Raw genomic sequence first — 25,174 nt, 5'->3', positions numbered from 1 at the left:
ACGATTGAGCGGATCGGATCTAAAATTAACAGTGGGATGCCCCCTGAAGGATTCAGGGGGCATCTTTTTTTTACCCTTCCACAATATCTGCTCTTAAATCACTCGCGACCTCAAGCATTCTAGGAATCACGGCTTCATTGGCGCCAGAAACATAAATATCGCCCTGATAATGTCTAAATGGGATTGTTGTATCACCATAGCTCCACATAAAGAAATCTCCCTCAATGGACATGGTAGTGGCACCTGTTACTGTAAAAACTGATGTATAGGTGAAATCAGGTTTGGATGCGAAATATTGCTTACACTCTTCTAAAGATAGGGTTGTTGCTGAATCTCCAGCATTCTGCATTGCTCTTGTCATCCGATAACGTTTACTCATTGTGATGCCTCCATTATTATCTGTAAAATGATCAGTTACCTTATCCAGATCAAATATAGCATACAATGAAGGGCAAATCCCATTCCATTTCTAAGTCGAAAATGTTAATATAGCCGTTTTTCATAGCTTTCTTTTAGTGATTTTGAGATATCCTCTGGAGTAACTCCAAGTTTACGGGCATGCTGCGCCAGTATTTTTGATGGATTAGGCAAGACTTCTTTCGCAAGCCAATGATCGTCATCCCACAAATGTGACCGCTTAAAGGCTTTTGCACAATGCATATAACATTCTTCTACTTCCACGCCAATTCCAATGATCGGGACTTTACCATGCGCTTCCATAGGTTTCAATATATCTTCATCCTTAACTATACTCGCGTGCCCATTTATTCTTAATGTTTCTTCAAGTCCGGGGATGATGAATATCAAACCGACTTTTGGGTTCTCAAGTATATTCCGCAAAGAATCAAACCGTCTATTCCCAGGGCGTTCAGGGATCACTAAATGTTTATCATCCAACACGTGAACAAAACCTTCTGCGTCCCCGCGCGGAGAGACATCACAAGCACCGGACGAACCGCTTGTAGCCATAAAAAGCATTGGGGATTTTGAGATATAATCACGGCAATGATGATCTATAACAGTTATGGTTTTGTTGTTAACCAATTCGCTTGGGTACCCAAATAAAGACCTTAGCTCTTCTTCTGACTCTATAACTTTTTCGAAAAAGTTTGACTTCATACTTCTCCCTCTCTCAACTTAATAAGCCCCAATGTTCTTATTTTTGCTCAAATATCCGCTTAATAATTGGGCGAAATTTTTTCTTGTTGATTCATCCGATAACTTCCCAAAAGTACCATACAGATTATCCCCATGATATCTTGGAAACACATGTAAATGATAATGCCATACATCTTGGCTGCCATCCGGCTCATTATGTTGTCTAGAAGAAACGCCATCACATTTATAAACTTCTTTAAGACCTTTAGCAATTTCAATTTCCAGCTCATGTATCCGGTTTGAGATCTCAACCTCCAATGTGTAAATATTCTCGATATGCTGATTAGGGATGATTAGAACATGCCCTTCATTATTCGGATACCAATGAGAAGCAATAAAAGCCGTTATGTAATGATCTTTATAAATAATATCCGCTTGCTTAGAATGCACATCTTCATTTTCAATGCCCGAAACCAACAAACAAAAGGGACAAGTATAACCCTCTGGAGCATGATTATAAATATAGCCCGCCTCCACTGTTATAGGATTTAAGAATATTTCTATGTTTCTTCTAATTTCGCCATTTCGCGTGTGTTCTCCTTTTTGCAAAAAGAAAAGGACAGACTGTAAATTACAGCTGTCCTCATCGGTAAATGTTGATAAACTACAGCCATTCCCGAGATCTATGTCTACCTATAACTTAAACGCTGGCTTCCGGAATCCATACCTTCATTTCACCACTGCCACGATTTCCCCATAAGTAATACGGAACCGCCTTAACTTTTACGGTTTGAACTGGTGCCTTGACTCTGCTGTAAAGCTCACCACTCCAGCCCTCTTTATCTACACGTAGCCCCTCTGCCTCGACAACAACAGCGCCGCCGAGCAACGTCTCATCAAAAGCCGCAGTAAGTTCACTGCCTTCTTTTAAAGAAATCGAGCTTAACGGCTCACCATTATCGATACTTTCAAGACAATACACAAGAGGTCCACGCTGAATCGTTACTTTTTGAGCATCAGCACGCAAACTTGGATGTGCGTAGATACGATGTGCCTCCATAGGGTCATGCACTTCGATTACATCTCCTGCTCTCCACAGTCTCCGGATAACGAGGTATCCCTGCTCGATGTTCTCAGCAGTATTCATTGCTTCACCGTTGACTCTGATCTCCATTCCTTGGCTCCAAGATGGAATCCGCAAGGCAATCCCAAACTCTGCTTCCGCTGCAGGATTAATCTTCAACGAGACTGTACCTTCCCATGGATAGTTACTCTCTTGCTGAATCGCAACATCTGTTCCACCCAGCTTTGTTGTCAGCTCACTCCCAATATACAAATTCGTATAGAGCGTATCACCATGGATCGTATAGATATATTGATTAAGCGAAGTCAGCAGACGCGCCACATTCGGAGGACAGCAAGCGCAGCCAAACCAACCTTGGCGCTCGGACTTCACATGATGTTTATCTGGATTGCAGCTGCATGCCTTAGGCCATACTTCCAGTGGATTCACATAAAAATAGTGCTTACCATCCTGTGCCATTGAACCCAACACATTGTTATAAAGCGCCCGCTCCATCACGTCGGCATAACGTGCATCCGGCGATATTCTCAGCATCCGCTGTGCAAAAAAGATCAACCCAATAGATGCACAAGTCTCTGCGTACACCGAATCGTTAGGCAGATCATAATCGAAGGTGAAAGCCTCACCCCGATGCGTAGATCCGATCCCGCCAGTAATGTACATTTGCTTAGTAGTGATGTTATTCCACAGTCTCTCGCATGCTTCGCGAAGGGTGTCATCTCCCGTAAGTGCGGCTAGATCAGCCATAGCAGTATACATATAAACCGCACGCACAGCGTGTCCTACAGCCACTTCCTGTTCTCTTACCGGAAGATGACTTTGGTAATATTTTAAATCTAAATTCTCCTTCTGACCTGTAAAAAAATTGATACTCCCCAGATTATCCCATTGTTGCTTTAGGAAATTCGGCTGTTGACCTCGCTCATTAATAAAAAAGCTGCTGAGCTTCAAATACCGCTCCTCACCTGTGAGCCGATACAGCTTCACGAGCGCAAGCTCAATCTCCTGATGGCCATCATATCCCCGCATTTTGCCTTCTTCCGGACCAAACACAGAATCGATATGATCAACCATTCGGCACATGATGTTGAGCAGTTTTCTTTTGCCTGTAGCCTCGTAATAAGAAACGGCTGCCTCAATGAAATGCCCAGCACAGTACAGCTCGTGGCAATCGTTCAGATTAGTCCAGCGTTTGCCGGGTTCTTTTATCGTAAAATAAGTATTTAAGTACCCGTCTTCCTGCTGCGCTTCTCCAACGAGGTCAATCACTTCATCCGCTTGACGCTCCAGCTCAGGGTCACGTTTGATGCTTAAGGAATAACCTACGGCCTCCAGCCACTTGGCTACATCACTGTCTTGAAATACCCAGCCGTAAAATTCACCGGTCTTCCGGCCCGCAGCAATCTCAAAGTTAGCAATGGCATGACTGGGCTCAGCTCCCGCTGCTTTGTCGTGCAATGCCTCATATTGATATGGGATTACAACATCCTGAACCAGCTTTATATAACTTCCCCAGAAATCATCTTTAATGCTAACGGATTGATCTTTTACAACTTGCTGATCCTGGATCGTTTTATTCATCATCATCTTCCCCTTAGCCTTATTTTATACTCGCTAATTACAATTATAGAGCGTACAATAGATAAAAAATATAATCAGAAGCAACCCCTTTTTTGTACTATTTCACACTCCTATTTTCAAGGACTATTTGAGCTCGGACTACGATAAAAAGAGAGGTAGAACACAGTGAGTCCTTCCTATGTACATTTCGCAGCGCCGCCTTTTCCATATTTTCTGGAATGCAATCACACTGTTTATCAACCCGGAGAGCAGCATCCAAATAGAAGCCATATCGGCTTATTTGATCTGATTATTGTAGAGCAAGGTTGCCTATTTATCGGTGAAGAGCATAATCAATGGGAGGTTGCGGCTGGGCATACGCTGCTTCTGCTGCCTGACCGCTATCATTATTCCGTTAAGTGTTGCGAGGAGCTGACTTCGTTTATCTGGATTCATTTTCATACCCTCGCAGATTGGTCAAGTTCTGATGGCGAGCCCGTGTATATCAACCGAGAGACACATTTCCGGCAGTTTCTTACTCATCCATATACCATTCGCATCCCGCAGTTTGGTCCCCTTCCTGATCCCTTTAAACGGAGTGGACAAGCTGAGAAGCTTTTACAGCTGTCCACTGGAAGACGTTCCAGTGCAGTTTGGGAGCAGCAAAGGATTTTTGAAGAAATGCTGCGGATGATGGATCTAGCGCAGCATGATACTTCAGAAAGTCATGCGGTAGAGATCGCCGAGAGGACAGAGACTTATATCCGCAATCATTATGCGGAGCCTCTCTCCAATGCCTCTCTGGCGGATGCGCTGCATTTTCATTATAACTACCTTGCCCGCTGCATGAAACGCGTATATGGACTGACTCCGATGGAGTATTTAACGGATTACCGTTTGGAACAGGCCAAGCTGCTTCTGCTTAAGACAGAGATGCCTATAGCTGCGATCGCAGAACGTATCGGTTTCGAGAGCACCGCCTACTTCTCGCGTCGCTTTACTCAGCAGATTGGAATCTCTCCGCTTCGCTTCCGCAAGCGGTATTCCCGATAACGGCAAAAACAGCATGCCTCATAATTGGAGGCGTGCTGTTTTCGTTGTTAATGCGGTGCGCTGTTGTAGCTTTCTTGTGTGCTGCTGGCTTTCTTCTGCGCTGCTGGCTTACGTGATCAGCTATGGATTAATGGGACGCGAGATGCGAGATGCGAGATGCTCCTCTAGATCGGAGAAACTTAGGTAACTATTATGATGGAGCAGTACTCCGCTTGGCACATTTCTTGTGTACCCGTGATCCGCCTAAATCCTTCTGCTGCTTCTTGCTCCTTGCTTCTTGCTTCTTGCTTCTTGCTTCTTGCTTCTTGCTTCTTGCTTCTTGCTTCTTGCTTCTTGCTTCTTGCTTCTTGCAATAATTTTACCAGTTTACCTTCCTAGGCGTGGCGCACTCATACTTACCATAGATCAACGCTGATTATGCGGCTCGACCCTCTAAAGCTTATCAACAAGTAACTCTCTGTATAGCCATCACACTACTCTCTGTATCCCCCGGAGATGCGTCTGCTTAATCATCCATTCATAGCATTCCCCGTTGCGGACCGGATTGCAGCTATTTGTGATTTTCGATCCATTTTGCAGCAGTTTCGGACTGCATAGCTCTTATTGCTCATAATTTGCTCCAAATCGGACTACATTTGTGGGAATAGCTGCAACTGCGTCCGATAGTGTGACAAAACGAGCGAAATCATGGAAATAAGGGCAACTGAGTCCGAACAGTTGCTAAAAAGAACACCGCCTGCCGAATTTGATCCTAATCGTGCTGCCCATTGTTTAAACTAGCTGTCTGGGGCTCAACCTAGCTACTCTGCGAGAAATTAGTACCTGTTGTTCAAACTAGCCGCCTACGTCTCGAAATCAGCTACCTTTTGCTCGATCTTGATCGTATCGGACCGTATTGCAGCTATTTCAGCATATGGGTTCATTTTGCGAAGGTTTCGGACTGTATAGTTCTTATTACCCTTGATTTGCGCAGAAAAAGAGCACATTTGAGCGAATAGCTGCAACTGCGTCCGATAGTGTGACAAAACGAGCGGAATCATGGAAATAAGAGCAACTGAGTCCGAACAGTTGCTGAAAAGAACGCCGCCTGCCAAATTTGCTCCTAAACGTGCTAGCCATTGTTTAAACTAGCTGTCTGGGGCTCAACCTAGCTGTCTAATTCTCGAAATCAGCTACCTTTTGCTCGATCTTGATCGTATCGGACCCTATTGCACCTATTTGTGATTTTCGGCCCATTTTTCGGAAATTTCGGACTGTATAGCTCTTATTGCTCATAATTTGCTCGCAATCGGACCACATTTGTGGGAATAGCTGCAACTGAGTCCGATAGTGTGACAAAACGAGCGGAATCATGGAAATAAGAGCAACTGAGTCCGAACAGTTGCTGAAAAGAACGCCGCCTGCCAAATTTGCTCCTAAACGTGCTAGCCATTGTTAAACTAACTGTCTGGGGCTCAACCTAGCTACACTGTGCGGAATAGCTACCTATAGCTCGACCTATCTATACCGTGTGCGGAATTAGCTACCTATGGCTTAACCTATCTACTCCGTGCGAAATTAGTTACCTGTACTCAACCTATCTACACTGTGCGGAATTAGCTACCTATGGCTTAATCTAGCTACTCCGTGCGGAATTATTTACCTATGGCTTAACCTAGCTACTCCGTGCGCAGAATTTGTTACCTGTTGCACAACCTAGCTGTCTACGTCTCGAAATCAGCTACCTTTTGCTCGATCTTGATCGTATCGGACCCTATTGCACCTATTTGTGATTTCCGACCCATTTTTCGGAAATTTCGGACTGTATAGCTCTTATTGCTCATAATTTGCTCGCAATCGGACCACATTTGTGGGAATAGCTGCAACTGAGTCCGTTAGCTCGAAAAAATGCCTTGTTACTGCCTAATAAGGTCTTCTGGGTCCGCATGGAGGCTGGGCGTGAATTACTCAAATGTCTGTTGATCGTATCGGACCCTATTGCACCTATTTATGATTTTCGGCCCATTTTTCGGAAATTTCGGACTGTATAGCTCTTATTGCTCATAATTTGCTCGCAATCGGACCACATTTGTGGGAATAGCTGCAACTGGGTCCGTTAGCTCGAAAAAATACCTTGTATCTGCCTAATAGCGGCTCCTGGGTCCGCATGATTAGGCCCGAAATCAGTTTTTTTGCTTCACTGCAATTTTTTGGAAGTGACAAGCATATTTATAAGACATGCCTTTAATGTGGAGATGTTAAATATGCAGTCATTATTGAGATACGCGATCATCCTGATCGGAAGCTTGCTCATTGCAGCAGCAACTAATTTTTTTCTAGTCCCATATAAAATCCTAGATGGGGGAATAATAGGAATAGCCCTCATCATCAATTATTTATCCGATGCCAAAATCGGTATAGCTGTCCTTCTCTGCAGCTTTCCGATTTTCCTGTTAGCCTGGCTGAAGGAACGCGATATCTTTTTCAATAGTGTATTAGGTTTATTGACCTCATCGTTTCTGATTGAGCTTCTCGGTCCTTTGCAGTACCACTTTCTGTATTATTTTGAGTTCGGCTCCATTTCCAGCGCCATTATTGGCGGTTTTTTAATGGGAACGGGTCTTGGGCTTATGCTGCGGTTCAAAGCCAGTACAGGCGGAACGGATCTGCTTGCTCAATATATCAAAAGGTATCTCCCGCTTAACCTTGGACTCATCATTTTTTTGACAGATTTTATAATTATCGGCGCGGGAGGACTCCTGATTTCCAAAGAAACCTTCTTCCACTCCATCCTCACGATTATCGCTGGGGGTGTGGCCACAGGTCTCTGCACCTTGGAGACTGAAGAGAAATGGAAAAAAATATGAATATACACGATCATATGTTCGTATTATAATAATAAGAAAATCATCTACCGTATCTCTACCTCACCTGGAGAGTGTGAATCTATGAATAAAGAGCGTGTTATTTTGTTATCCGATTGTCAGAGCTTTTACGCCTCCGTGGAGAAGGCCTCTAATCCGCAATATAGCAACAAACCGCTTATTGTCGCCGGAGATCCGGCTAGACGAAGCGGGATTGTACTTGCCGCTTGTCCGTTAGCCAAATCTTTTGGCATTACTACCGCTGAGACTTTGAAGGAAGCACTCGCGAAATGCCCCGAAGTAATCGTCGTCAGACCACATATGCAGCAATATATCGATGTTTCCTCCCAAATCACGGACATTCTACGCAAATTCAGTGACCTCGTAGAACCTTATTCCATCGATGAGCAGTTTATTGATATCACCGGCAGCCTCAGCTTATTCGGAAGCCCAAGACAGATCGCTACGACCATTCAGGACTTAATCCGCAGAAATACAGGTGTGCGCGCACGTATCGGTATAGGTTATTCCAAGGTTACCGCCAAAATGGCTTGCGACCTGTGGGCCAAGAAGAACCCGGAGGGTCTATTTACCCTCACTCAGGAAGAGCTTCCAGATGTACTTTGGCCGCTGCCCATTAGTGAGTTGTTTATGGTAGGCCGCCGCATGTCCGCGCACTTCCAAAGCATGGGTCTCACAACGATAGGCCATTTGGCACAGATGCCGCTAAGCGAGCTGAAATGGCGCATGCGGGAGAAATTCCATAAAAAATGCGATATCGATGCCGAGCTATATTGGCGAATTGCCAATGGCATCGACGATAGCCCTGTAAGTCCCGCTACCTATGAAGTTGCACCCAAGAGCGTCGGGCACCAAATGACACTGCCACGGGATTACTATACACTGCAAGAGATCAAGACCATCATTTTGGAGCTCTCAGAGCTGGTGTGCAGGCGCAGCCGCAAACTGAAGGTGCATGGTGCAGTCGTGTCTGTTGGCTGCCAAGGCGCCAGCTTTGATGACCCCAGCGGCTTCTCGAGACAGACTACGATGAGCGATCCTACGAATGCAACCCAGCTGGTATACGAGGCCGCCCTCGCTCTTTTCAAACAGCATTGGGAAGGTCAGCCTGTGCGCCGAATTCATCTAAGCCTGTCCAATCTGTCTGACGAAAGCCAATATCAGCTAACCTTATTTGAGTCGCGCCCCCGCTACCGCGAGCTCGAACGGGCCACTGATGCGCTGAAGAATAAATACGGGGAATCGATCATCGGACGCGCCGCATCGTTCACAGATGCCGGACAACTTAAGGACAGATCCGGAAAGATTGGCGGGCACTATAAATAAACAGTGCATCTTTATACATTTTATTTCTGAAACTATATTAAAATATATCCCATATCGTTTATAATGCTATATTGAGGTTGTTATTTTCACACAATGAAGCGACAATCATAAGTATATACACATAGATATGTAACATTCCAGGGGAGGACCGGAGAAGTTGGAAAGCACGAGCAACACTAACACTACCTATTATGAAATCGTTGATCTCTGTCTTCTTGCTGGCAAGATCATGCTGCAAAACGGTGCAGAAACCTACAGAGTAGAAGATACAATGACACGTATGGCTGCTTCTCTCGGTTTTCCAGGGGCACACAGTTATGTGACGCCAACCGTTATTATGTTCACCACCAATAGAACGGAGCCCGTTAAGTTATATCGGATTGCCGAGCGGACAACAGATCTGCAGAAAGTCTCGGAGGTTAATGATATCTCGCGGCGTCTGAACGAGCGTCAGATTACAGCCGAGGAAGCTCGGACACGATTAGGAGAGGTCGATGATGCCGCACATGTGTATCCGGTATGGCTGCAAATCATAGCAGCGGCGCTTACCGGCGCTTGCTTCACCGTTATGTTTAAGGGCAGCTTGTGGGATGCTCTCCCCGCATTGCCGATTTCCGGGTTAGGTTTTGCTGCGGTTATCTACCTGCATCGTCTTGTGCAGACTAGATTTTTTGCAGAGTTCTCTGCTTCCTTCCTGATCGGACTTCTAGCCTTCTATTCTGTAAAGCTGGGCATAGGTCAAGAAATGGACAAAATCATCATCGGCTCCGTGATGCCTCTAGTACCCGGTCTACTCATTACTAATGCCGTTCGTGATCTGATGGCTGGTCATCTGGTCTCAGGCATATCCAAAGGAGCAGATGCCTTTCTAACTGCTTTTGCGATCGGTACAGGCATTGGGCTTGTACTATCACTATTTTAATTTTCCATGTGAAAGAGGTTAGCCCTTCATGATTTTGCAACTTATAACCAGTTTTATCGCCGCGGCAACCTTCTGTATTTTATTTAATGCGCCTAAGCGCGCTCTACTGCAGTGTGGTTTTGCTGGAATGGTAGGCTGGATGGTGTATGTAATCCTTGATGTAGAGTGTGGGCCTGTTGTTGCTACGTTTGCGGCTACTGTAGTGGTGGGCATCGTCAGCCAGTTGTTTGCCCGATCCTTCAAAATGCCGGTTATTATTTTTAGTGTAGGCGGTATTATCCCACTTGTTCCGGGTGGCCTTGCTTACGATGCTATGCGTAGATTTGTGGAAGAGAACTATAATCTGGCTGTAGAAATCGCTGTTCGGGCATTAATGCTCTCTGGCGCAATTGCGGCTGGACTGGTACTGAGTGAAGTTATCGGACAAATGTTCCGCCGTCGTGCAAGCAAAGCATAACCTTCTTACAACGTCATCTCATAGATTCAAAAAAAGAAATCGTCTCTTGGTATAATGAGGATCATCCATCCCTCTTCCAAGAAGCGATTTCTTTGTTTACTGTCCTATCTACACAAGTACTGCTACAGGTTCAACCTCCGAATAAATACTATTGATCCGGTTATTTTTAATCCAAGAAAGTCCTACGGTACCTTCACCCGCATGAACAGCCACGGCAGGAATGTATGTCATAATCTCCGTACGTAAATCAGGCGCCATTTCTTTGATGTCTTCTTCTAGCTTCAGCGCCATTTCTAAATTATTGGAATGCATGATGCACACATCGCTAACAAGTCCACAATCCTGTTTAAAGATATCTAACAGCGCCTGCTTTGTCTTCTTCATCGTGCGGATTTTTTCCACAACAATGACCTTCCCCTCGTCAAAACGCAGCAGCAAATTTATCCGCAATAATTGACTAAGCACTACCTGTGTGCCAGAAACACGCCCACTGCGGTGAAGCTGGGACAAGCTTGCAGGAATTAAGTAGAAGGACATATTTTGAATGATATTCTCTATCTTTTCTTTAATCTCTAGGCCAGTAAAGCCCATCTTGTGCCAATGAATACCTCGCGTAATCATTTCCCGAATCGGATAAGCGCCAACCTTGGAATCAATTCCAATAACATTAGCTTCCGCTATTTCAGCACCTTGCATGGAAGCATTGTATGTTCCGCTAAGCCCTGTCGAAAGATGCACCGCGATAATCTCATCATATTCTTCCTTCAACCGTTCGTATAACTCGATAAACTCACCGATTGGCGGCTGTGAGCTGCCTACTTGATCATGCTGACGCATTTTCTCATAGAACTCATCGATCGTAATATCTATATTTTCTTTATAACACTCGTTGTTAATAATCAGACGTAAAGGAACAATATACACATGGTTGTTCTTGGCGAATTCAGGATCGATTGTACATGTACTGTCGGTTACCCAGGCAATTGATTTCATGGTCACTTGTCACTTCTCTCTTTCATGAAAGGAATAGTAGAATGTTTGAAGAGACAAGGGCCACTAAACCTTCTCGGCCAATGAATCACTCTCTCATCCTGTACAATCAACATACGAATAGATCAGCGGTTTAGGAAGTCCTCGTGCGTATTCGTAAATTATACAAGATAACGAGCGATAAGATAGGCAAAACAGGCCGATAATGCAAATTTTATTCAACTTTTTTCAACTTTATTCGACATTATTTCACATTATGTATGACGAATATACCTATCCTAATAGAGACAGTTCATGTTATGTAAAAGCCTAACCACAGCAAAAATATCCCCGTCCCCACCCTCACCGTTCTTACATAAATCAGCGCTTGGTAGTTACATTAATAGGTACTCTTTACAGTTGTTACAGTACGGGGCTAAGTTATGATTGGTCAGATATGGCCCGGCATCTGTCAATTTGTCCAACTTTCCCTGTTGGCGGGTTGCGCTCGCTTTTATGAAGATCAGTTACCTTCTGCTGTGATAAAGCTTTTTACGGTGTGATTAAGGCTACCGTCCAGTTTTTCTCCTGAATTTTAAAATCCAACTCGCGATAAGACTTAGACAGTTCATCAATCCGCTTCTGAATCTCAGCGACATCTATCGTTCTCTGGAAACGAACCTCAGAGCGGCTATACCGATCCTGAGTGATCGAAGCTTGCTCAAGCAAATCGCTAAACAGCTTCCGCAGCTGAAGCATTTTATCCCGTTCGGCTAGGGCATCGGCAATACTCCAATTCTCATTGAAGGCAACAGATGAATTCGTTCGATTAATCGCTCGAATCAAAATCGTCTGCTCGTTAACAGCTATTTCTAGCTCATGCAAAAGAGCCTCCGGCTGCTCTGCCGGATCTTCCCCCTCCTGCACCTTAACGACCCGATCGAGCCGCTGCTTTAGCTGCGCGATTTTACGGGTAAGATCACTTCGGTTCACTAATGCTTCCGCAAGTTTCATCTTTAAGTTCCCCCTAAGATTTTCTGATAGCTGGCGATATCCAGTCTTCGACCAAATTTACAACCAATCTCCTTGAAGTAGGCACATTGTTCATATCCATTCTTTGAGAAAAGCTGGCGACTGCGTTCATTCTCTGCGCAAACGGTAGCTACTAACACATGGAAATCCAGTTCGGCAGCTCTCTTTTCAATAAAGCGTAAGGCATGCTGTCCTATTCTTTTACCCACACAAGCAGGTTTCAAATACACACTGATCTCCCCAGAGCTATCATAAGCCGGCTTACTCTTATGTCTAGCAATCAGAACATAGCCCTGAATAACATTATCCCAGGATAATATAACGTATGATTTGAACCGCGGATCATCATTCATCACTGATTGCCGCATTTCGTCCAAACTTAAAGGCTCGGTATGAAAAGAAACCGTAGTGTTCAGCACGTAATAGTTATAAATATCGAGTACATCCGACAGATGCTCTTCGCGAATTTCAGTGAATAACAAACTTTCTCCCACTACTTTGTTCAACACAGCTAATCCTCCCAAATGGATGTTTCCAAATGATCGACGAACTTGCGTAATTTACCGGCTAGCTTGCGGTTAATAGTTCCATCCTGGTACATTTGCTGCACCTTATCCCGTTGCTCCTGAATAGCTTTCAGTTTCAATTCAAGCTTTTGATCATCAACGAGACCATCCTTTGTCCAACCTTGACCCTGCTCGAAGCGTGCGATTAGTTGCTCATAACTGCATGCAACCTTCTCTACTGCTTTTCGGTTGTTCTCATTCATACTTGCATTAACAGCAGCTATTGCTGCGCGGGACATAGAAACCTTAGCTTTTCTTGCACATTCAGCCTGTTGCAGCATTTGTTGGCTAGCTTCCCGTTCGTTTTGTCCTGAGAACATCCCCGCAAATAGCCTTCTAATCTCTGTAAGGGATAATCTAATTTGAGAGTTGAGACTTCTGGCTAAGAAAACTTCACTATGATCCAAGAATTCTTCCATTTTCTGAGCCACTGAGGCAGGAATCTCATTGTTAGTAAGCAATCGGGTCAGCTCTTTGCGTTCAGCATGCAAGCCCACTATCCTTGCTTCAACCCCAAGCCGACGGAGTTCCTCAAATGCCGGATCGTTCGCTTGATCCTCGCGGTTCAGACTATAAACCTTTTCTCTGAATTCACTCAAAGCTGGCTGTGCGGAATCCTTGCTCTCCTCCGTCATCATACTTTGAAGCAGCGTTATCCCGGCAGCAACGACCTTAGATTTGGCCGCCTGTTCAACCTCAGTGTCCCCTGGTTCGGCAACCGGCTCTTCTTTACCTGCGAGAATTGGTAAAAAGATACTAGCGATCAGCAGCGACATCAGAATCACACCCGCAGCGATAAAGATAATTAGATCACGTTCAGGAAAAGGTGAGCCATCTCCTAACACAAAAGGAATCGAAAAGGCACCGGCTAAAGTAACCGCGCCTCGCACTCCTGAAATAGTCAGGATTAGCATGGACTTAATAGACGATTTTTCCATTTTTTGCAGGCCGGCGCCAGCCAGGGAAAATACATATACCCATATAAAACGCAGCACAAAAAGCAGTAACGTTATCGCTAATACATAACCAATCACCATAAGATTGTCCACCGCTGTATCCCGGTAGATCACTTCAATAACATCTGGAATCGACAATCCGAGAATAAGGAAAACCAAGCCATTCAAGATGTAGAGCAGCACAGACCATGTGCTGGCAGATACCAGCTGTAGCTTATACTGTGGCGAGACCGCACGGTCCTTCTCGACCGCATGAATTATCCCCGCTGCAACCACAGCTAAAATGCCGGATACCCCTATTTCTTCACTGATCAGATACACAATGAAAGGAGTCAGGATTTGCAGCAGCACATGTACTGTGATGTCCTCCATCCCCAGTCTGCGGATAAATACACTGAACCGAATCAGTAGAAACGCGAGTATTGCTCCGACAATTAGCCCACCTAAAGCGATAATCACAAAGCTAATGGAGGCTTTCGGCAAAGAAAATATGCCTGTAACAGCTGCTGCAATAGCGAAGTTAAACGCAACAAGGCCAGAGGCATCATTCATCAATGATTCGCCCTCTAGAATACGATGAATACTCTTGGGAAGATGTACTCTCCCAGCGATTGCACTTACCGCCACAGCATCTGTCGGCGATAAGATCGCTGCCAGCGCAAAAGCAGCTGCGAGTGGAATGGTGGGGATCATCCAGTTAATGGAATATCCAGCGATAAGCACTGTAGCAAATACCAAGCCTAGTGCCAGCATTAAGATTGGAGCCCGCAGGTTCCATAACTCATTTCTCGGTGTTCGCTTTCCGTCATTGAACAAAAGCGGAGCAATAAATAACACGAAAAACAACTCTGGCTCCAGTGACATATGTATTCCCAAAGGCAATAGTACGACCACTACACCCAAGCCAATTTGTATTAAGGGTATCGGCACGAAGGGAATGAATCGGTTTATGATGTTGGATATTGCGATAAGCCCAAGTAGGACGAGTACAACTAGAAATGTCTCCAAACCACATCAACTCCCTTTTTTATATTTGATTATTATATCGCAAAGCTTTAGGCAAGGGCAAAATCTAGCAAAAGATTCTTAACATTAAAATCCCCTACAAATTCCACAAAAATTCCATCAGATACATATTGACATAAATATTTATTTGTGTTATAATAAAGAATTTACCTATTGTGTTTATTTACAGTTTTGAGTAATATATGCATTAGCCTCACGGCGTCGCTCTTATTATCAATCACGGAGGGATAATAATGTACATTGCTCAAGGAATAGAAATGCTCGAGATTACAGCGCAGGTTATGGGTGGAAAAGACACGATTTACCCCACGCTACTCTGGGATGAACATACCGCCGTACTCGTCGATACCGGATTCCCGGGTCTACTCTCTACTTTCAAAGAGGCTCTAAAAGAAGCGCATGTGCCTTGGGAGAAGCTCCGTATCCTTATTATCACGCATCAGGATTTAGACCATATTGGTTGCCTCCCTGCCCTATTGGCTGATGAAGATCTAGAGCTTACTGTTCTGGCTCATGAAATTGAGCAGCCTTATATTCAAGGAGAGCGAATGCTCCTTAAGCACACTCCTGAAGCTTTAGCGGCGGCAGCGGCTATGATCCCAGCTCATGTACCTGAGGAGTGGCGGCGTGCCTTCCTCTCTGTATTAGCCCATCCTCCTAAAGGAAAAGTGGATCAAACGCTTGTGGATGGAGAAAAGTTACCTTTTGCCGGTGGAATTACGGTGATCCATACCCCTGGCCATAGCCCAGGGCATCTCAGTCTTTACCATCATGATAGCCGTACACTTATTGCCGCCGATGCCTTGACCGTTCAGGATGGCGAGCTACAGGGTCCCACTCCTTCCGCCACACCTGACATGGAGCTGGCTTTGTCCTCTCTGAACAAATTCTCTGAGTATGAGATCGATACGGTCATTTGTTATCACGGTGGACGCTACCGCGGAGATGCAAACAGACGTATTGCTGAACTAGCAGAAGGAAAAGGAAAGCTGTAATGATACAAAAGAAGACAGAGCCTGAAATCCGGCTCTGCCTTCTCTTGTTATATAGGATCGTTATTCTTCATTATCACTTAAGACTCTGAACCCACCGTAAACCGTTCACGAATATGCTGCGGCTGTTCGATTTCATCGACAATAGCAACGGCATAATCTTCGTAGCTGACATAACTCTCGCCTTTGGAGTTCACCAGAAGATTATCCTTACCTTTTACATAAGAACCTGTTCTTGTGCCGATGGCAAAATTAGCAGATGGACTAACAAAGGTCCAAGAGAGTGCATCTGTTCCTTGCAGAATCTCCAGATTCTTGGCTTGATTCGTCGCTGTTGGCTTAATAAAGTCAGGAAAGTCATTCGTATCCACTACTTTAAGCGTTTTGGCTTCATCTACATAAAGACTTCCTGCACCCCCAACTACAATCAATCTTGTATCGGGCGAAGCCTTCAACGCTTCAATAAGCACATTCCCGGCATCCACATGCAGATGTTCTTGTCCAAACGGCGCACCAAAAGCATTCACAACCACATCGAACCCCTGCAAATCTTCAGCGGTAAGTGCAAATACATCCTTTTCAATGACATTCGCTTTACTATTTGTTACTTTAGATGCATCCCGCACAATCGCTGTAACTTCATGACCTCTATCCAACGCTTCCTGCGTAATTCGGCTTCCAGCTTTTCCACTTGCTCCAACAACTGCGATTTTCATATGATTGTCCTCCTGAGTTTACGATGTTTTCGCTTTAATATTTATATCAAGGAGCTCCTGAACGATGGTTCTATCGATATCGAGATCAAATTTTCTCCCCCAAAAGCATTCCGTGCCCCGTTGAGTGATCCGATCATAGTCTTCTATCGTTAGCGTTCTAGGATAATCCGGTCCTGTTTCCCAATCTGTATACCGCTTAATTTCATTCAGCACATGCATCTTATAAACACTATTCAAAATTATCGTATGGAAAAAAATTTCGTCTCCACATAAAGTGTTCCTAAAAAATCTGACGTATTCCGGAGAGCTTTTTGTAAAATCCAAGATGTACTCCATACATCCACCTGTAATAGACATCCAGTTTGAGCCTTTATATAAACCGTTCGGCAGAGCGCTTAATCTTCTTTGCAGAAACGGAACGCTCATAATTAGTTTAATGTACCTCATTCGGATCGCTGTCATACGCCGGGTCCTTGAGATGAGGAATCTAGGATAATAAACTGAGACCCGCTCGTAACATCCCCAAGTTTCCGCAGCATTAGGCAGCTGCAAATACTTCACAAATTCCTTACCCTCATTCCCCTTAAAGAAATCTAGAATCACTTCATTCGAAGCCAGAGGCAGATCCTGACCGCTTAGAATGTGAATATAATTGAAATCCCCATGTTCTTTGATCAGCGAAAAGCACTTCAAAATGCATTCAATCTGGCTGTAATGCCCCCACTGCACATCAATAGGCTTTTCCACAAAATGAATATCGTTACGATGAATAATGTCAGCTTCAATATTACTTTTCTGATCGACATGCAGGAAAAACTCTACGGACTCGTTAGTTAAACTATCGATTAGCAAATTGATCTGCTCCGGATTCTTATGACAAAGAATGATATACGCCATTTTGAATGCTTCCAACAAACTTCACCCTTCCGCCCATCTATTTCCAATATTATAAAATAAATGGACGAAAATGGATATATAATTATCTCTCTAAAACAAGTCTGATTCCAATGTTCCATGGATCTTGGAATGTAGGAGTTCCATTCACTTCTGTAACTGCGTAACCAGCCTGCCGAACTCGCTCCACCACAGCGTTGCGTTCCTCTTCATTCGTAAGAATTAAGGTAAAATAATCAATCCCCACAGTATCAGCTGGAGCCGCAGGTGCGCCCTGTCCGGCCCAAACATTCAGCCCGATATGGTGATGATAGCCACCAGCAGAGATAAACATAGCAGCACTTCCATAATTAGCTGTTAGTTCAAAACCAAGCAAATCGACGTAGAAGGCTTTCGCCTTATTTAAATTCCCCACATGAAAGTGTACATGCCCAATCACTGTTCCCGCTGGCAGCCCGTTCCATGATAAACCTTCAGAAGCTGCCAATAGTCCATCTACATCCACTGGATCAGTGGACATCATTACATGCCCTTCTGCATCATATTTCCATTCACTCTTAGGACGATCTCGATAGATTTCAATCCCATTATTATCTGGATCCTGAATATACAACGCTTCACTGACCAGATGATCCCCCTGCCCCACTTCAATCCCCGAAGAGATCAAATTGCGCACAACCAATCCAAGGCTAGGACGATCTGGAACAAGGATAGCGAAATGATACAACCCAGCCACAGAATTAGGGCGGATCACCCGCGCATTTTCAATCTCCCGCAAGATTAATAACACATTCTGACCGTCAGCGGTCATTTCCACTTCGCGGCCAGTCTGCCGCAAAACGCTTAATCCCACAACATTCTGATAAAAGGTGAGCGAACGCTCCAAATTGCTTACTCTAATCTGTACCAGACCGATCTGAGTATCTGGTTGAAGTATTGTTTTAGTCGTCATTATAAATTCCTCCCAATCATGCTGTAACTGTTTTAGTTACAAATTAACTATCTTTAGTATAGTTACCTTCTATATGTTTGTCAATTACCTATAAAAAAATCATGTCGACTGGTTCACAGCCAAACATGATTCACAGGAACATATAATAAGTAATTCAAAAAAAGGTTTCCGGGTATTTCAACTCTCCCTTAATCCTCTGCAGTACGCCTTCCTTCAGCTCACAGACCATAAAGACATTCTCCGGTACCGCGAATTGTTTCAACTCCAGCCCATGTAGCCCTGCGGGTTGAAATCCGAATCTTGGATAATATTCGGGATGCCCGATCAAAAAGACAATCTCATATCCGAGCGTTCTACATCTTTCTAACCCTTCTTGGATCAGCGCCTTGCCGATTCCTTGCTTCTGAACGAATGTTTTCGACCAACTGCGCTTCATCTTCCCGATCACCAAAAGCCTCAACATTCACTTGAAATACTCCATTATAGTCTGCCACAGTTTCTGTTCTAATCCTCATTTTTGTTGCTCCATTCCAGAAAATATTCGGATACACTGGATTCCAGAAGGCCGATCAAATCTTCATCCATATACTTATAGTCATCAGCTATGTTCAGGCAAATTATTTTTTTGCCCATTACACAGTCTCTAAATTTATCTTGAATTCTTCGAACATGTTTCTTCTCCATCACAAAAATCACATCCGCCCAACCCAAATGCCCTTCAGAAATTTTAATTCTGGCATGATCTTCAGTCCCTGCAGATCTCACTTCATGGCCATCAATTCCTTGAAAAATCTTCTCCGCAGTTAGACTCCGCCAGCGATTCTGGCTGCAGACAAACAGGAGTTTAATAAGTGCACCTTCCTTATCCGATTGTTAAAAAGATATTTATTGTCTCGACTGCTTCGTGTATTCAATCAACCAACAATCTCTTAGTTCTCCTTCATGTTGTTCGTGCTGTTCAAGGTATTTCTTCTTCACAAAGCCAATCTTCTCGTATACTCTAAGGGCTCTTTCATTCCAGGCTTGCGGGTCCATGACAATTTTATCCGCCTGTTTTGCTTCGACTAGATAATTGACTGTTTCTTTAATGAGTCGCGAACCAATTCCTTGATTCCATAAATCAGGCTCGCCAATAAACTGGTCCATCCCAAAGATTTGACCTTCGAATCCCACGTAGCCGTACACCTCTAATTCTTCATCATCTATAAGATAGAACTGGAGATAACCTATATCCCGCTCCTTGTATTGCACAATACACCGCGTAACTTCGGCTTGCTCGTCGTAAAAATGCTCCTTCACCAGCTCCAAATCATGCGGGCGATCACGACCTTCATAGAACTCCAGTACAACGGGGTCTGAGAGCCATTTTACAAGTAATGCGGCATCGTTTAGCTCAAGTTTTCTCAGTCTGATCTCTTGCTTTTCAAAAATAATCATAACGCACCATACAATTCATGAAGTGGTCTGTAGCTCGGATGTTCTTCTATTTCCGTTACGACAACACCTTGCTCGGAGTCAATCACACGGTAGGCCTTAGCTTCTTCTCTGGTCGACATCACTTTATATTCCTTATCTTTATAGATGATTGCACAATTGTTATCCACCGCGATTCCAGGCAAACCTCCACCTTTAACCATGCGTGTAAAATCTTCAACCCGAATATCCTCATTATAATGCGGACAATGAATGCCCGGCAGAATCCCCATGGCTTCAAGCTTGATATACTGCCATTCCCCCTGGTCGTCGAACGCTTCAGAGTCACTATGCCCATATTCAAACCAACAGATGGAACCTGCGCTAAGCCCGGCCAATACGGTTCCAGAGGAATAAGCTTCTTTCAAAAGCGTATCTACCCCTGTATTTTTCCAAATCTCCAGCATCTTTCGGGTATTGCCTCCACCCACATAAATCAAATCAGCAGCTGTAATTAAATCTGTAATCTCATCATGAGTGTAGGTTTGGCTCACAAGCAATAAGTGACTTGTTTCACATCCAAGAATATCACCATATACTTTGCTAAAAGTATCACAATATCCCGGCGCATCACTACTGGCTGTTGGAATAAATAACGCCTTCGGCTTAGCCTTTTGAGTCAGCTGCACAACTTTACGATCAATTTCCAGCGTTTCAAGCTCGATTAACTCTCCCCCGCCAATAACTACGATAGTGCCCATGATTTCCCCTTCTTTCACTAGGATTACATCCTATTGCTTACTCTTAGCTTACCGATGCTTGCAAAATATTCCTCTGCCAAAATGCTGTAGATCTCCAGATCCACCAGCCCTTTACCCGACCATACATGCGCCTGCCTTAACGTGCCTTCTTTCGTAAAGCCATTTTTCAAAAGCACCCGCTTCGATCGTTCATTAAAGGGCATAACCTCAGCTTGAATTCGATTGACTTCTGCAGTCTCAAATAAATATTTCACCACTAATTGAATGGCCTGAGCTGCAATCCCTTTTCCCCAATAAGGCTCCGCCAAAAAATAACCGATCGTCACCATATCCACCTTTTGATTAAAATCCATAACTTCAATGATACCTAGCAATATGTAAGGGTTATTTTTGAGGAAAATCCCCCATTTCACTCTTACCCCTTTAGTAAAATCACGTTCGAAATGACCGATCATATTCTTGACTGTATCTTTATTATGTTTCGGAATAATTCCACAGTACTCAAACACTTGATCATTGCTATATATCCCAAATACCTCATTAAGGTTGCTGACTTCAATCTTTTTCAGTAATAATTGCTCGGATTCCAAAGTAGGGAATTGCTCAAATACGTGACTAAGCTTCAATTTGTTCCCTCCATTACTTTTTGATGGCTTGGATTAAGGTTGCAGTTTGACTTTTTGTTTCCTTTATTATCCTTTCCTTTATTATCCTTTCCTTTATTATCCCCGGACACTTCCCCTGTACTGCGCGGTTCTAAGCTCACGAATATAAGGCTCTGCAGCTGGCATATCTGCCTCAACGGCCTGTTGAACAGCTAACTCGATGTCATAAGGCACTCTTACAAATTGCATATTCAAAGGAGCTGCTGACACTCCCATGTATTCTCCCTCCATAATCACATAAGATGCCTGGGTTAGATCAAGCGGATTCCCCACACTGCCTACGTTAAATAAGGTCTTACCTTCTAGATGTTGAATAAAAGCATTATGAATATCCCCGTAACCTACGATATCCGCTTGTCGTTTTTCCTGGCAGAGATCAGAATAATCAAACAAAGATAATCGCTTTTCATAATCATCCCAAGGTTGAACGCGTTCATACAGGCTTCGTGGCGAAGCATGAAATAATCGCACAAATTTACCACTCAACATAAACTCAACCGAAAACGGCAACGTGCTTAAATAAGCTAGGCGCTCTTGACCTATCAACCCGCGGCACCACCGGGCCATCTCAAAATCAACATCCTGATTCATTAAATCATCCCAGTTCCCCATAACACTGATTTCACAATTCTTTTTTATGATATCAATGGCTAGATCTGAGTTCGGTCCTTTTCCAACAATATCGCCTAAACAAAAGACTCTGCTGATTCCCCGCTGCCGGATGTCATCTAAAACGGCCGTAAGGGCCGGTATATTTCCATGAATGTCTGAGATTATTGCAATTTGCTCCACTGTAGAACCTCCGTATATATTGATCTTTAAAAAAGTTACTTATCCTAAAACTAATTGTACTGCATTCTCAATGTTGGCTGTTGCTGCTCATTTAGCGGCCGCTGCTCATTTAGCGGCCGCTGCTCATTTATAGGGCATTTTTGCCTTTCTTTTCGCTCATTCAGCGACTGTTGCTCGTTTATAGGGCATTTTTGCCTTTCTTTTAGTTCATCCATCGACTGTTGCTCGTTTATAGGGCATTTTTGCCTTTCTTTTCGCTCATCCATCGACTGTTGCTCGTTTATAGGGCATTTTTGCCTTTCTTTTCGCTCATCCATCGACTGTTGCTCATTTATAGGGCATTTTTGCCTTTCTTTTCGCTCATTTAGCAGCTGTTGCTCGTTTGTAGGGCATTTTTACCTTTCTTTTCGCTCATTCAGCGACTATTGCTCGTTTATAGGGCATTTTTGCCTTTCTTTTTGCTACTTTGGATGATTTCAGCCAAATCTGAGGCATTTATACCGTATATTCCACCATTCCAGCTACTTCAGCCCATTTCAACGGTATTTATACCGTACATTCCACCATTCCAGCCACTTCAGCACATTTCAACGGCATTTATACCGTACATTCCACCATTCCAGCCACTTCAGCACATTCCAACGGCGTTTATACCGTACATTTCACCATTCCAGCTACTTCAGCCCATTTCAACGGTATTTATACCGTACATTCCACCATTCCAGCTACCTCGTTCTAGTCACACTTAATCTTTTGTAAACTTTATGGATTGTAAAATATCCTCTATCCTCTTCATATCTTCTTTATGTACTTCATCCACACTATAAGGGAACTGCACCATAAATGACATTTCCGGTGCCTCAATAACGTAATAGATAGCTTTTCCTTTACTCCCTTCCTCTTCGAATACTTCAGTTTCGTACTTTACGGACTCTAACCCGCCTAAACTAGCTTTACTTTTTGTCAGCTCCGCCCCGTTGTTGTAATTCGTTTGGGCATCCTCGAGCCATTTGTTGACAAGCTCCATGTCCTTAGGCTTAAATCCAAAGAGCATTACTCCCGGACCTTTAAGTCCCTCAGCAGGTTTATAATCAGTCGTAGAGACTATCAACCATAATGGCGCTCCATACTTCTCAGTTACAACCCAATCATCCGGATAGTTAAAGGTGATTCCAAAATTAGTATCCTCGTATTTAGTGGTATCCTTTGATTCATTACATCCGGTAATCATTACTATAATTAGTAGTATAGGCAGTAATTTCTTTAACATTCTTTAGCTCTCTCCCTCAATGTATGTATGTATATTATCTTTAATCCGGCTTCTAAATACAGATTCTATATTCCCTCTTACTTCCCTTCTTTGACCCTAAACCTAATTAAGCAAAAAAAGACCAGAATCACGTTTTCACATGTTCTGGCCTTACTTCTAAGCTGTGATATGGAGGAATCATAGTTCTGGCATTTCATTCACAATCTGTTCCAATGTAACCTCCTGGAGAACATTCTCCATTGCTTTTTGGGCGAGTGAGAACACAGGTACAATTGCACTGGCTATATTCTTGCCAACAGGACAATCTGGATTAGGATGCTCATGTACAGAAAACAACGAGTCCTCTTCCACCGCATTAACTGCCTTATAAATCTGCAGCAGCGTAATCTCGGATGCGCTACGTGTAAGCGAAGCGCCTGCGACTCCGGGGCGTGCATTTACTAGTCCTGCTTTTTGCAGCATACTCGTAAGCCGACGGATAACTACAGGGTTTGTGTTTACGCTACCAGCTATCCACTCCGACGTGCTTTTGCCTTCTTTATTGCTGTCAATTAACGTTAATATATGAATGGCTACCGCAAATCGGGTGCTAATATTCATGGAAATCTCTCCTTCTGCCTTGCTGCAAAACATCCTTCAGATGCAACTATAATAGTTACATTTCATGCATTTGTCAAACTTTTGAGGATATGAACAACTTATAATCTATCAATATTCTCCATATAGATAGGTTGGTGCATTTTAATGAAAAAAGATCGTTGGGCAATACTTTTAATAATAGTTGTCTTTGAATTTATTAATATAACCTACAGTTTAATATTCGAACAATCCATAGAGTGGTTTTCTTTGATTATATTAATTCTCTTTGTTTCTTTAATTGTTAATTCTAATATAAGTAAAAACAAAAAAAATGATTAAATACAACTGCCAAATGGCACTCGTATCCTAAGTGTCTTTTCCTATGTTATCGAATTCCTTTAGGATCTCAGCCACCTGGGCAGCATATTTTTTACTCAGACGCGATTTACCAAGATTACTCTTCACAATCTTAAGGATTCGGGCATCTCGGCTCTTTGCAAATCTCTCCAGCATAACAAAGCCTTCTTCAGGCTCATTCGCCACTAATACACTCAAGCTGTATTCAAGTCCCTTAGATAATACGCGAAAATGCTCAGCGTCCTCATGTTGCGCTCCCCCACCATCTATACTCTCCATGATTCGGGCAGCCAACTGAAGACAATATAGCGTATTTTCTTTCTTTTTTAAAAGAGGAGGATGCGCTAATGCTGCTACAAAAGCCCGCTGTTCAAGCCTGTTCGCACCTTTCTCCCACATGTCAATCAGCTGCCTGAGCAGGGTGAAATCATCCTCCCCTATAATTTGCAGCGCCATAGCAGACGCTTCACGCACCCTCCATCGCGAATCATTCATAGCTGTCTTGATGATGTTTTGAATCACTACTTGCTGCTCTTCTCCAGCGTAACTGTAATAAGCACCCAACGCCCTAACTGCACAAAACGGCAGAAACTCACGGGGATCATTCACCCCAGCTTCAGCTTCACTAATGTCAGTCCAAGAGACGAGCAGCTCCCAGCCTGTATCTGTTAGATTAGGATGAGCGAATTGTTTGGCAAAATGGTCTGAGAGCTCCAAATTCACTCGTGGTCCTGGGAGTTTACTCTCCTGCATCATCAAATCATTAAGCTGTACCCACAGCTCCTTATCGTTTACCCATTGCTGAAACGGCACTTCAATCATCTTTTGCTCAGCCATCTCTGGTCCCTCCGATAGTTATCTTCAGATTTG

At 43.7% G+C, this 25,174-nt stretch carries 27 protein-coding genes; 6 read left to right on the top strand and 21 right to left on the bottom strand.

The annotated features are described in order from the left end of the window. Positions 1-70: 70 nt before the first annotated feature. From MHI25_RS12345 to MHI25_RS12330, 4 genes are all read right to left on the bottom strand, one after another. Complete coding sequence (locus MHI25_RS12345) at positions 71-379, bottom strand: hypothetical protein (protein WP_076130570.1); 309 nt, start codon at positions 377-379, stop codon at positions 71-73. Between the two features lie 104 nt (positions 380-483). Beyond that, positions 484-1,119, bottom strand: coding sequence for a pyridoxamine 5'-phosphate oxidase family protein (locus MHI25_RS12340; RefSeq protein ID WP_076212728.1), 636 nt, complete (start codon positions 1,117-1,119; stop codon positions 484-486). A gap of 18 nt (positions 1,120-1,137) precedes the next feature. Next, positions 1,138-1,707, bottom strand: a complete 570-nt coding sequence (locus tag MHI25_RS12335) for an HIT family protein (protein WP_256721407.1) — start codon at positions 1,705-1,707, stop codon at positions 1,138-1,140. A gap of 91 nt (positions 1,708-1,798) precedes the next feature. After that, entirely contained in the window at positions 1,799-3,763 is a 1,965-nt protein-coding gene (locus MHI25_RS12330) for a beta-L-arabinofuranosidase domain-containing protein (RefSeq protein ID WP_076212730.1), read from the bottom strand. A 165-nt stretch (positions 3,764-3,928) separates the two neighbouring features. Here MHI25_RS12330 and MHI25_RS12325 point away from each other — a divergent pair, with 165 nt between their 5' ends. The 5 genes from MHI25_RS12325 (at position 3,929) to MHI25_RS12305 (ending at position 10,364) form a co-directional block, all read left to right on the top strand. Continuing rightward, positions 3,929-4,795: an AraC family transcriptional regulator gene (locus MHI25_RS12325; protein WP_076280856.1), complete on the top strand. Its 867-nt coding sequence runs from the start codon at positions 3,929-3,931 to the stop codon at positions 4,793-4,795. 2,243 nt (positions 4,796-7,038) lie between these two features. Next, positions 7,039-7,641, top strand: coding sequence for a YitT family protein (locus tag MHI25_RS12320; RefSeq protein ID WP_038570150.1), 603 nt, complete (start codon positions 7,039-7,041; stop codon positions 7,639-7,641). Between the two features lie 81 nt (positions 7,642-7,722). After that, positions 7,723-8,985 (top strand): DNA polymerase IV, encoded by a 1,263-nt coding sequence (locus tag MHI25_RS12315; RefSeq protein ID WP_076189810.1) that lies wholly within the window; start codon positions 7,723-7,725, stop codon positions 8,983-8,985. A 157-nt stretch (positions 8,986-9,142) separates the two neighbouring features. Next, on the top strand, positions 9,143-9,907 hold the full coding sequence (locus MHI25_RS12310; protein ID WP_340395488.1) for a threonine/serine exporter family protein: 765 nt from the start codon (positions 9,143-9,145) through the stop codon (positions 9,905-9,907). Positions 9,908-9,935: 28 nt separating this feature from the next. Beyond that, positions 9,936-10,364 carry a threonine/serine exporter family protein gene (locus tag MHI25_RS12305; RefSeq protein WP_036685970.1) on the top strand — a complete coding sequence of 143 codons (429 nt, stop codon included), beginning with the start codon at positions 9,936-9,938 and terminating at the stop codon, positions 10,362-10,364. Between the two features lie 108 nt (positions 10,365-10,472). Here the strand turns inward: MHI25_RS12305 and MHI25_RS12300 are convergent, their stop codons facing one another. From MHI25_RS12300 to MHI25_RS12285, 4 genes are all read right to left on the bottom strand, one after another. Further along, complete coding sequence (locus MHI25_RS12300; RefSeq protein ID WP_076189809.1) at positions 10,473-11,357, bottom strand: DegV family protein; 885 nt, start codon at positions 11,355-11,357, stop codon at positions 10,473-10,475. A 528-nt stretch (positions 11,358-11,885) separates the two neighbouring features. Next, on the bottom strand, positions 11,886-12,347 hold the full coding sequence (locus tag MHI25_RS12295) for a DIP1984 family protein (RefSeq protein ID WP_076183284.1): 462 nt from the start codon (positions 12,345-12,347) through the stop codon (positions 11,886-11,888). 2 nt (positions 12,348-12,349) lie between these two features. Continuing rightward, complete coding sequence (locus tag MHI25_RS12290) at positions 12,350-12,874, bottom strand: GNAT family N-acetyltransferase (protein ID WP_254847619.1); 525 nt, start codon at positions 12,872-12,874, stop codon at positions 12,350-12,352. Positions 12,875-12,876: 2 nt separating this feature from the next. Further along, positions 12,877-14,895, bottom strand: coding sequence for a Na+/H+ antiporter (locus MHI25_RS12285; RefSeq protein WP_076218941.1), 2,019 nt, complete (start codon positions 14,893-14,895; stop codon positions 12,877-12,879). Positions 14,896-15,146: 251 nt separating this feature from the next. Between MHI25_RS12285 and MHI25_RS12280 the strand changes: the two genes are divergently transcribed. Continuing rightward, positions 15,147-15,908 (top strand): MBL fold metallo-hydrolase, encoded by a 762-nt coding sequence (locus MHI25_RS12280; protein ID WP_340395487.1) that lies wholly within the window; start codon positions 15,147-15,149, stop codon positions 15,906-15,908. Between the two features lie 77 nt (positions 15,909-15,985). Here the strand turns inward: MHI25_RS12280 and MHI25_RS12275 are convergent, their stop codons facing one another. From MHI25_RS12275 to MHI25_RS12215, 13 genes are all read right to left on the bottom strand, one after another. Further along, complete coding sequence (locus MHI25_RS12275) at positions 15,986-16,621, bottom strand: NAD(P)-dependent oxidoreductase (protein WP_076189805.1); 636 nt, start codon at positions 16,619-16,621, stop codon at positions 15,986-15,988. An 18-nt stretch (positions 16,622-16,639) separates the two neighbouring features. Further along, entirely contained in the window at positions 16,640-17,533 is an 894-nt protein-coding gene (locus MHI25_RS12270; RefSeq protein WP_139329833.1) for a beta-1,6-N-acetylglucosaminyltransferase, read from the bottom strand. A gap of 67 nt (positions 17,534-17,600) precedes the next feature. Next, positions 17,601-18,467 (bottom strand): VOC family protein, encoded by an 867-nt coding sequence (locus MHI25_RS12265; RefSeq protein ID WP_076129951.1) that lies wholly within the window; start codon positions 18,465-18,467, stop codon positions 17,601-17,603. Between the two features lie 154 nt (positions 18,468-18,621). Then, the gene (locus MHI25_RS12260) at positions 18,622-18,903 is read right to left on the bottom strand and encodes an N-acetyltransferase (protein WP_254847620.1); all 282 of its coding nucleotides are present in this window, start codon (positions 18,901-18,903) and stop codon (positions 18,622-18,624) included. Between the two features lie 68 nt (positions 18,904-18,971). Then, positions 18,972-19,316 carry a protein tyrosine phosphatase gene (locus MHI25_RS12255; protein WP_339191179.1) on the bottom strand — a complete coding sequence of 115 codons (345 nt, stop codon included), beginning with the start codon at positions 19,314-19,316 and terminating at the stop codon, positions 18,972-18,974. A 36-nt stretch (positions 19,317-19,352) separates the two neighbouring features. Next, positions 19,353-19,904 carry a GNAT family N-acetyltransferase gene (locus tag MHI25_RS12250; protein WP_340395486.1) on the bottom strand — a complete coding sequence of 184 codons (552 nt, stop codon included), beginning with the start codon at positions 19,902-19,904 and terminating at the stop codon, positions 19,353-19,355. Next, positions 19,901-20,659, bottom strand: a complete 759-nt coding sequence (locus MHI25_RS12245; protein ID WP_081387708.1) for a peptidase E — start codon at positions 20,657-20,659, stop codon at positions 19,901-19,903. Before MHI25_RS12245 ends, MHI25_RS12250 begins: the two co-directional genes overlap by 4 nt. 5 nt (positions 20,660-20,664) lie before the next feature. Further along, positions 20,665-21,267, bottom strand: a complete 603-nt coding sequence (locus MHI25_RS12240) for a GNAT family protein (RefSeq protein ID WP_076183265.1) — start codon at positions 21,265-21,267, stop codon at positions 20,665-20,667. 96 nt (positions 21,268-21,363) lie between these two features. Continuing rightward, positions 21,364-22,098: a metallophosphoesterase family protein gene (locus MHI25_RS12235; protein ID WP_340395485.1), complete on the bottom strand. Its 735-nt coding sequence runs from the start codon at positions 22,096-22,098 to the stop codon at positions 21,364-21,366. A 50-nt stretch (positions 22,099-22,148) separates the two neighbouring features. Next, on the bottom strand, positions 22,149-22,415 hold the full coding sequence (locus MHI25_RS12230) for a hypothetical protein (protein ID WP_076303459.1): 267 nt from the start codon (positions 22,413-22,415) through the stop codon (positions 22,149-22,151). 428 nt (positions 22,416-22,843) lie between these two features. Beyond that, positions 22,844-23,368, bottom strand: a complete 525-nt coding sequence (locus tag MHI25_RS12225; protein ID WP_076189801.1) for a hypothetical protein — start codon at positions 23,366-23,368, stop codon at positions 22,844-22,846. 177 nt (positions 23,369-23,545) lie between these two features. Next, entirely contained in the window at positions 23,546-23,968 is a 423-nt protein-coding gene (locus tag MHI25_RS12220; protein ID WP_076100677.1) for an Rrf2 family transcriptional regulator, read from the bottom strand. Between the two features lie 345 nt (positions 23,969-24,313). Beyond that, positions 24,314-25,141, bottom strand: coding sequence for a HEAT repeat domain-containing protein (locus MHI25_RS12215; RefSeq protein WP_076303458.1), 828 nt, complete (start codon positions 25,139-25,141; stop codon positions 24,314-24,316). Positions 25,142-25,174: the final 33 nt, after the last annotated feature.

This window comes from Paenibacillus sp. FSL E2-0177 (genome assembly GCF_037992975.1).
Lineage (GTDB): Bacteria > Bacillota > Bacilli > Paenibacillales > Paenibacillaceae > Paenibacillus_AQ > Paenibacillus_AQ odorifer.
Note: the sequence above shows the minus strand (reverse complement) of the source record. Positions and strands in the feature narration are given on the sequence as shown.

Bases quoted from the DNA above. Each gene is read 5' to 3' on its own strand.
- MHI25_RS12345 (WP_076130570.1), bottom strand. From the start codon at position 379: ATGAGTAAACGTTATCGGATGACAAGAGCAATGCAGAATGCTGGAGAT.
- MHI25_RS12340 (WP_076212728.1), bottom strand. From the start codon at position 1,119: ATGAAGTCAAACTTTTTCGAAAAAGTTATAGAGTCAGAAGAAGAGCTA.
- MHI25_RS12330 (WP_076212730.1), bottom strand. From the start codon at position 3,763: ATGAATAAAACGATCCAGGATCAGCAAGTTGTAAAAGATCAATCCGTT.
- MHI25_RS12320 (WP_038570150.1), top strand. From the start codon at position 7,039: ATGCAGTCATTATTGAGATACGCGATCATCCTGATCGGAAGCTTGCTC.
- MHI25_RS12315 (WP_076189810.1), top strand. From the start codon at position 7,723: ATGAATAAAGAGCGTGTTATTTTGTTATCCGATTGTCAGAGCTTTTAC.
- MHI25_RS12305 (WP_036685970.1), top strand. From the start codon at position 9,936: ATGATTTTGCAACTTATAACCAGTTTTATCGCCGCGGCAACCTTCTGT.
- MHI25_RS12300 (WP_076189809.1), bottom strand. From the start codon at position 11,357: ATGAAATCAATTGCCTGGGTAACCGACAGTACATGTACAATCGATCCT.
- MHI25_RS12295 (WP_076183284.1), bottom strand. From the start codon at position 12,347: ATGAAACTTGCGGAAGCATTAGTGAACCGAAGTGATCTTACCCGTAAA.
- MHI25_RS12280 (WP_340395487.1), top strand. From the start codon at position 15,147: ATGTACATTGCTCAAGGAATAGAAATGCTCGAGATTACAGCGCAGGTT.
- MHI25_RS12275 (WP_076189805.1), bottom strand. From the start codon at position 16,621: ATGAAAATCGCAGTTGTTGGAGCAAGTGGAAAAGCTGGAAGCCGAATT.
- MHI25_RS12265 (WP_076129951.1), bottom strand. From the start codon at position 18,467: ATGACGACTAAAACAATACTTCAACCAGATACTCAGATCGGTCTGGTA.
- MHI25_RS12260 (WP_254847620.1), bottom strand. From the start codon at position 18,903: ATGAAGCGCAGTTGGTCGAAAACATTCGTTCAGAAGCAAGGAATCGGC.
- MHI25_RS12250 (WP_340395486.1), bottom strand. From the start codon at position 19,904: ATGATTATTTTTGAAAAGCAAGAGATCAGACTGAGAAAACTTGAGCTA.
- MHI25_RS12230 (WP_076303459.1), bottom strand. From the start codon at position 22,415: ATGGATGAGCGAAAAGAAAGGCAAAAATGCCCTATAAACGAGCAACAG.
- MHI25_RS12225 (WP_076189801.1), bottom strand. From the start codon at position 23,368: ATGTTAAAGAAATTACTGCCTATACTACTAATTATAGTAATGATTACC.
- MHI25_RS12220 (WP_076100677.1), bottom strand. From the start codon at position 23,968: ATGAATATTAGCACCCGATTTGCGGTAGCCATTCATATATTAACGTTA.
- MHI25_RS12215 (WP_076303458.1), bottom strand. From the start codon at position 25,141: ATGGCTGAGCAAAAGATGATTGAAGTGCCGTTTCAGCAATGGGTAAAC.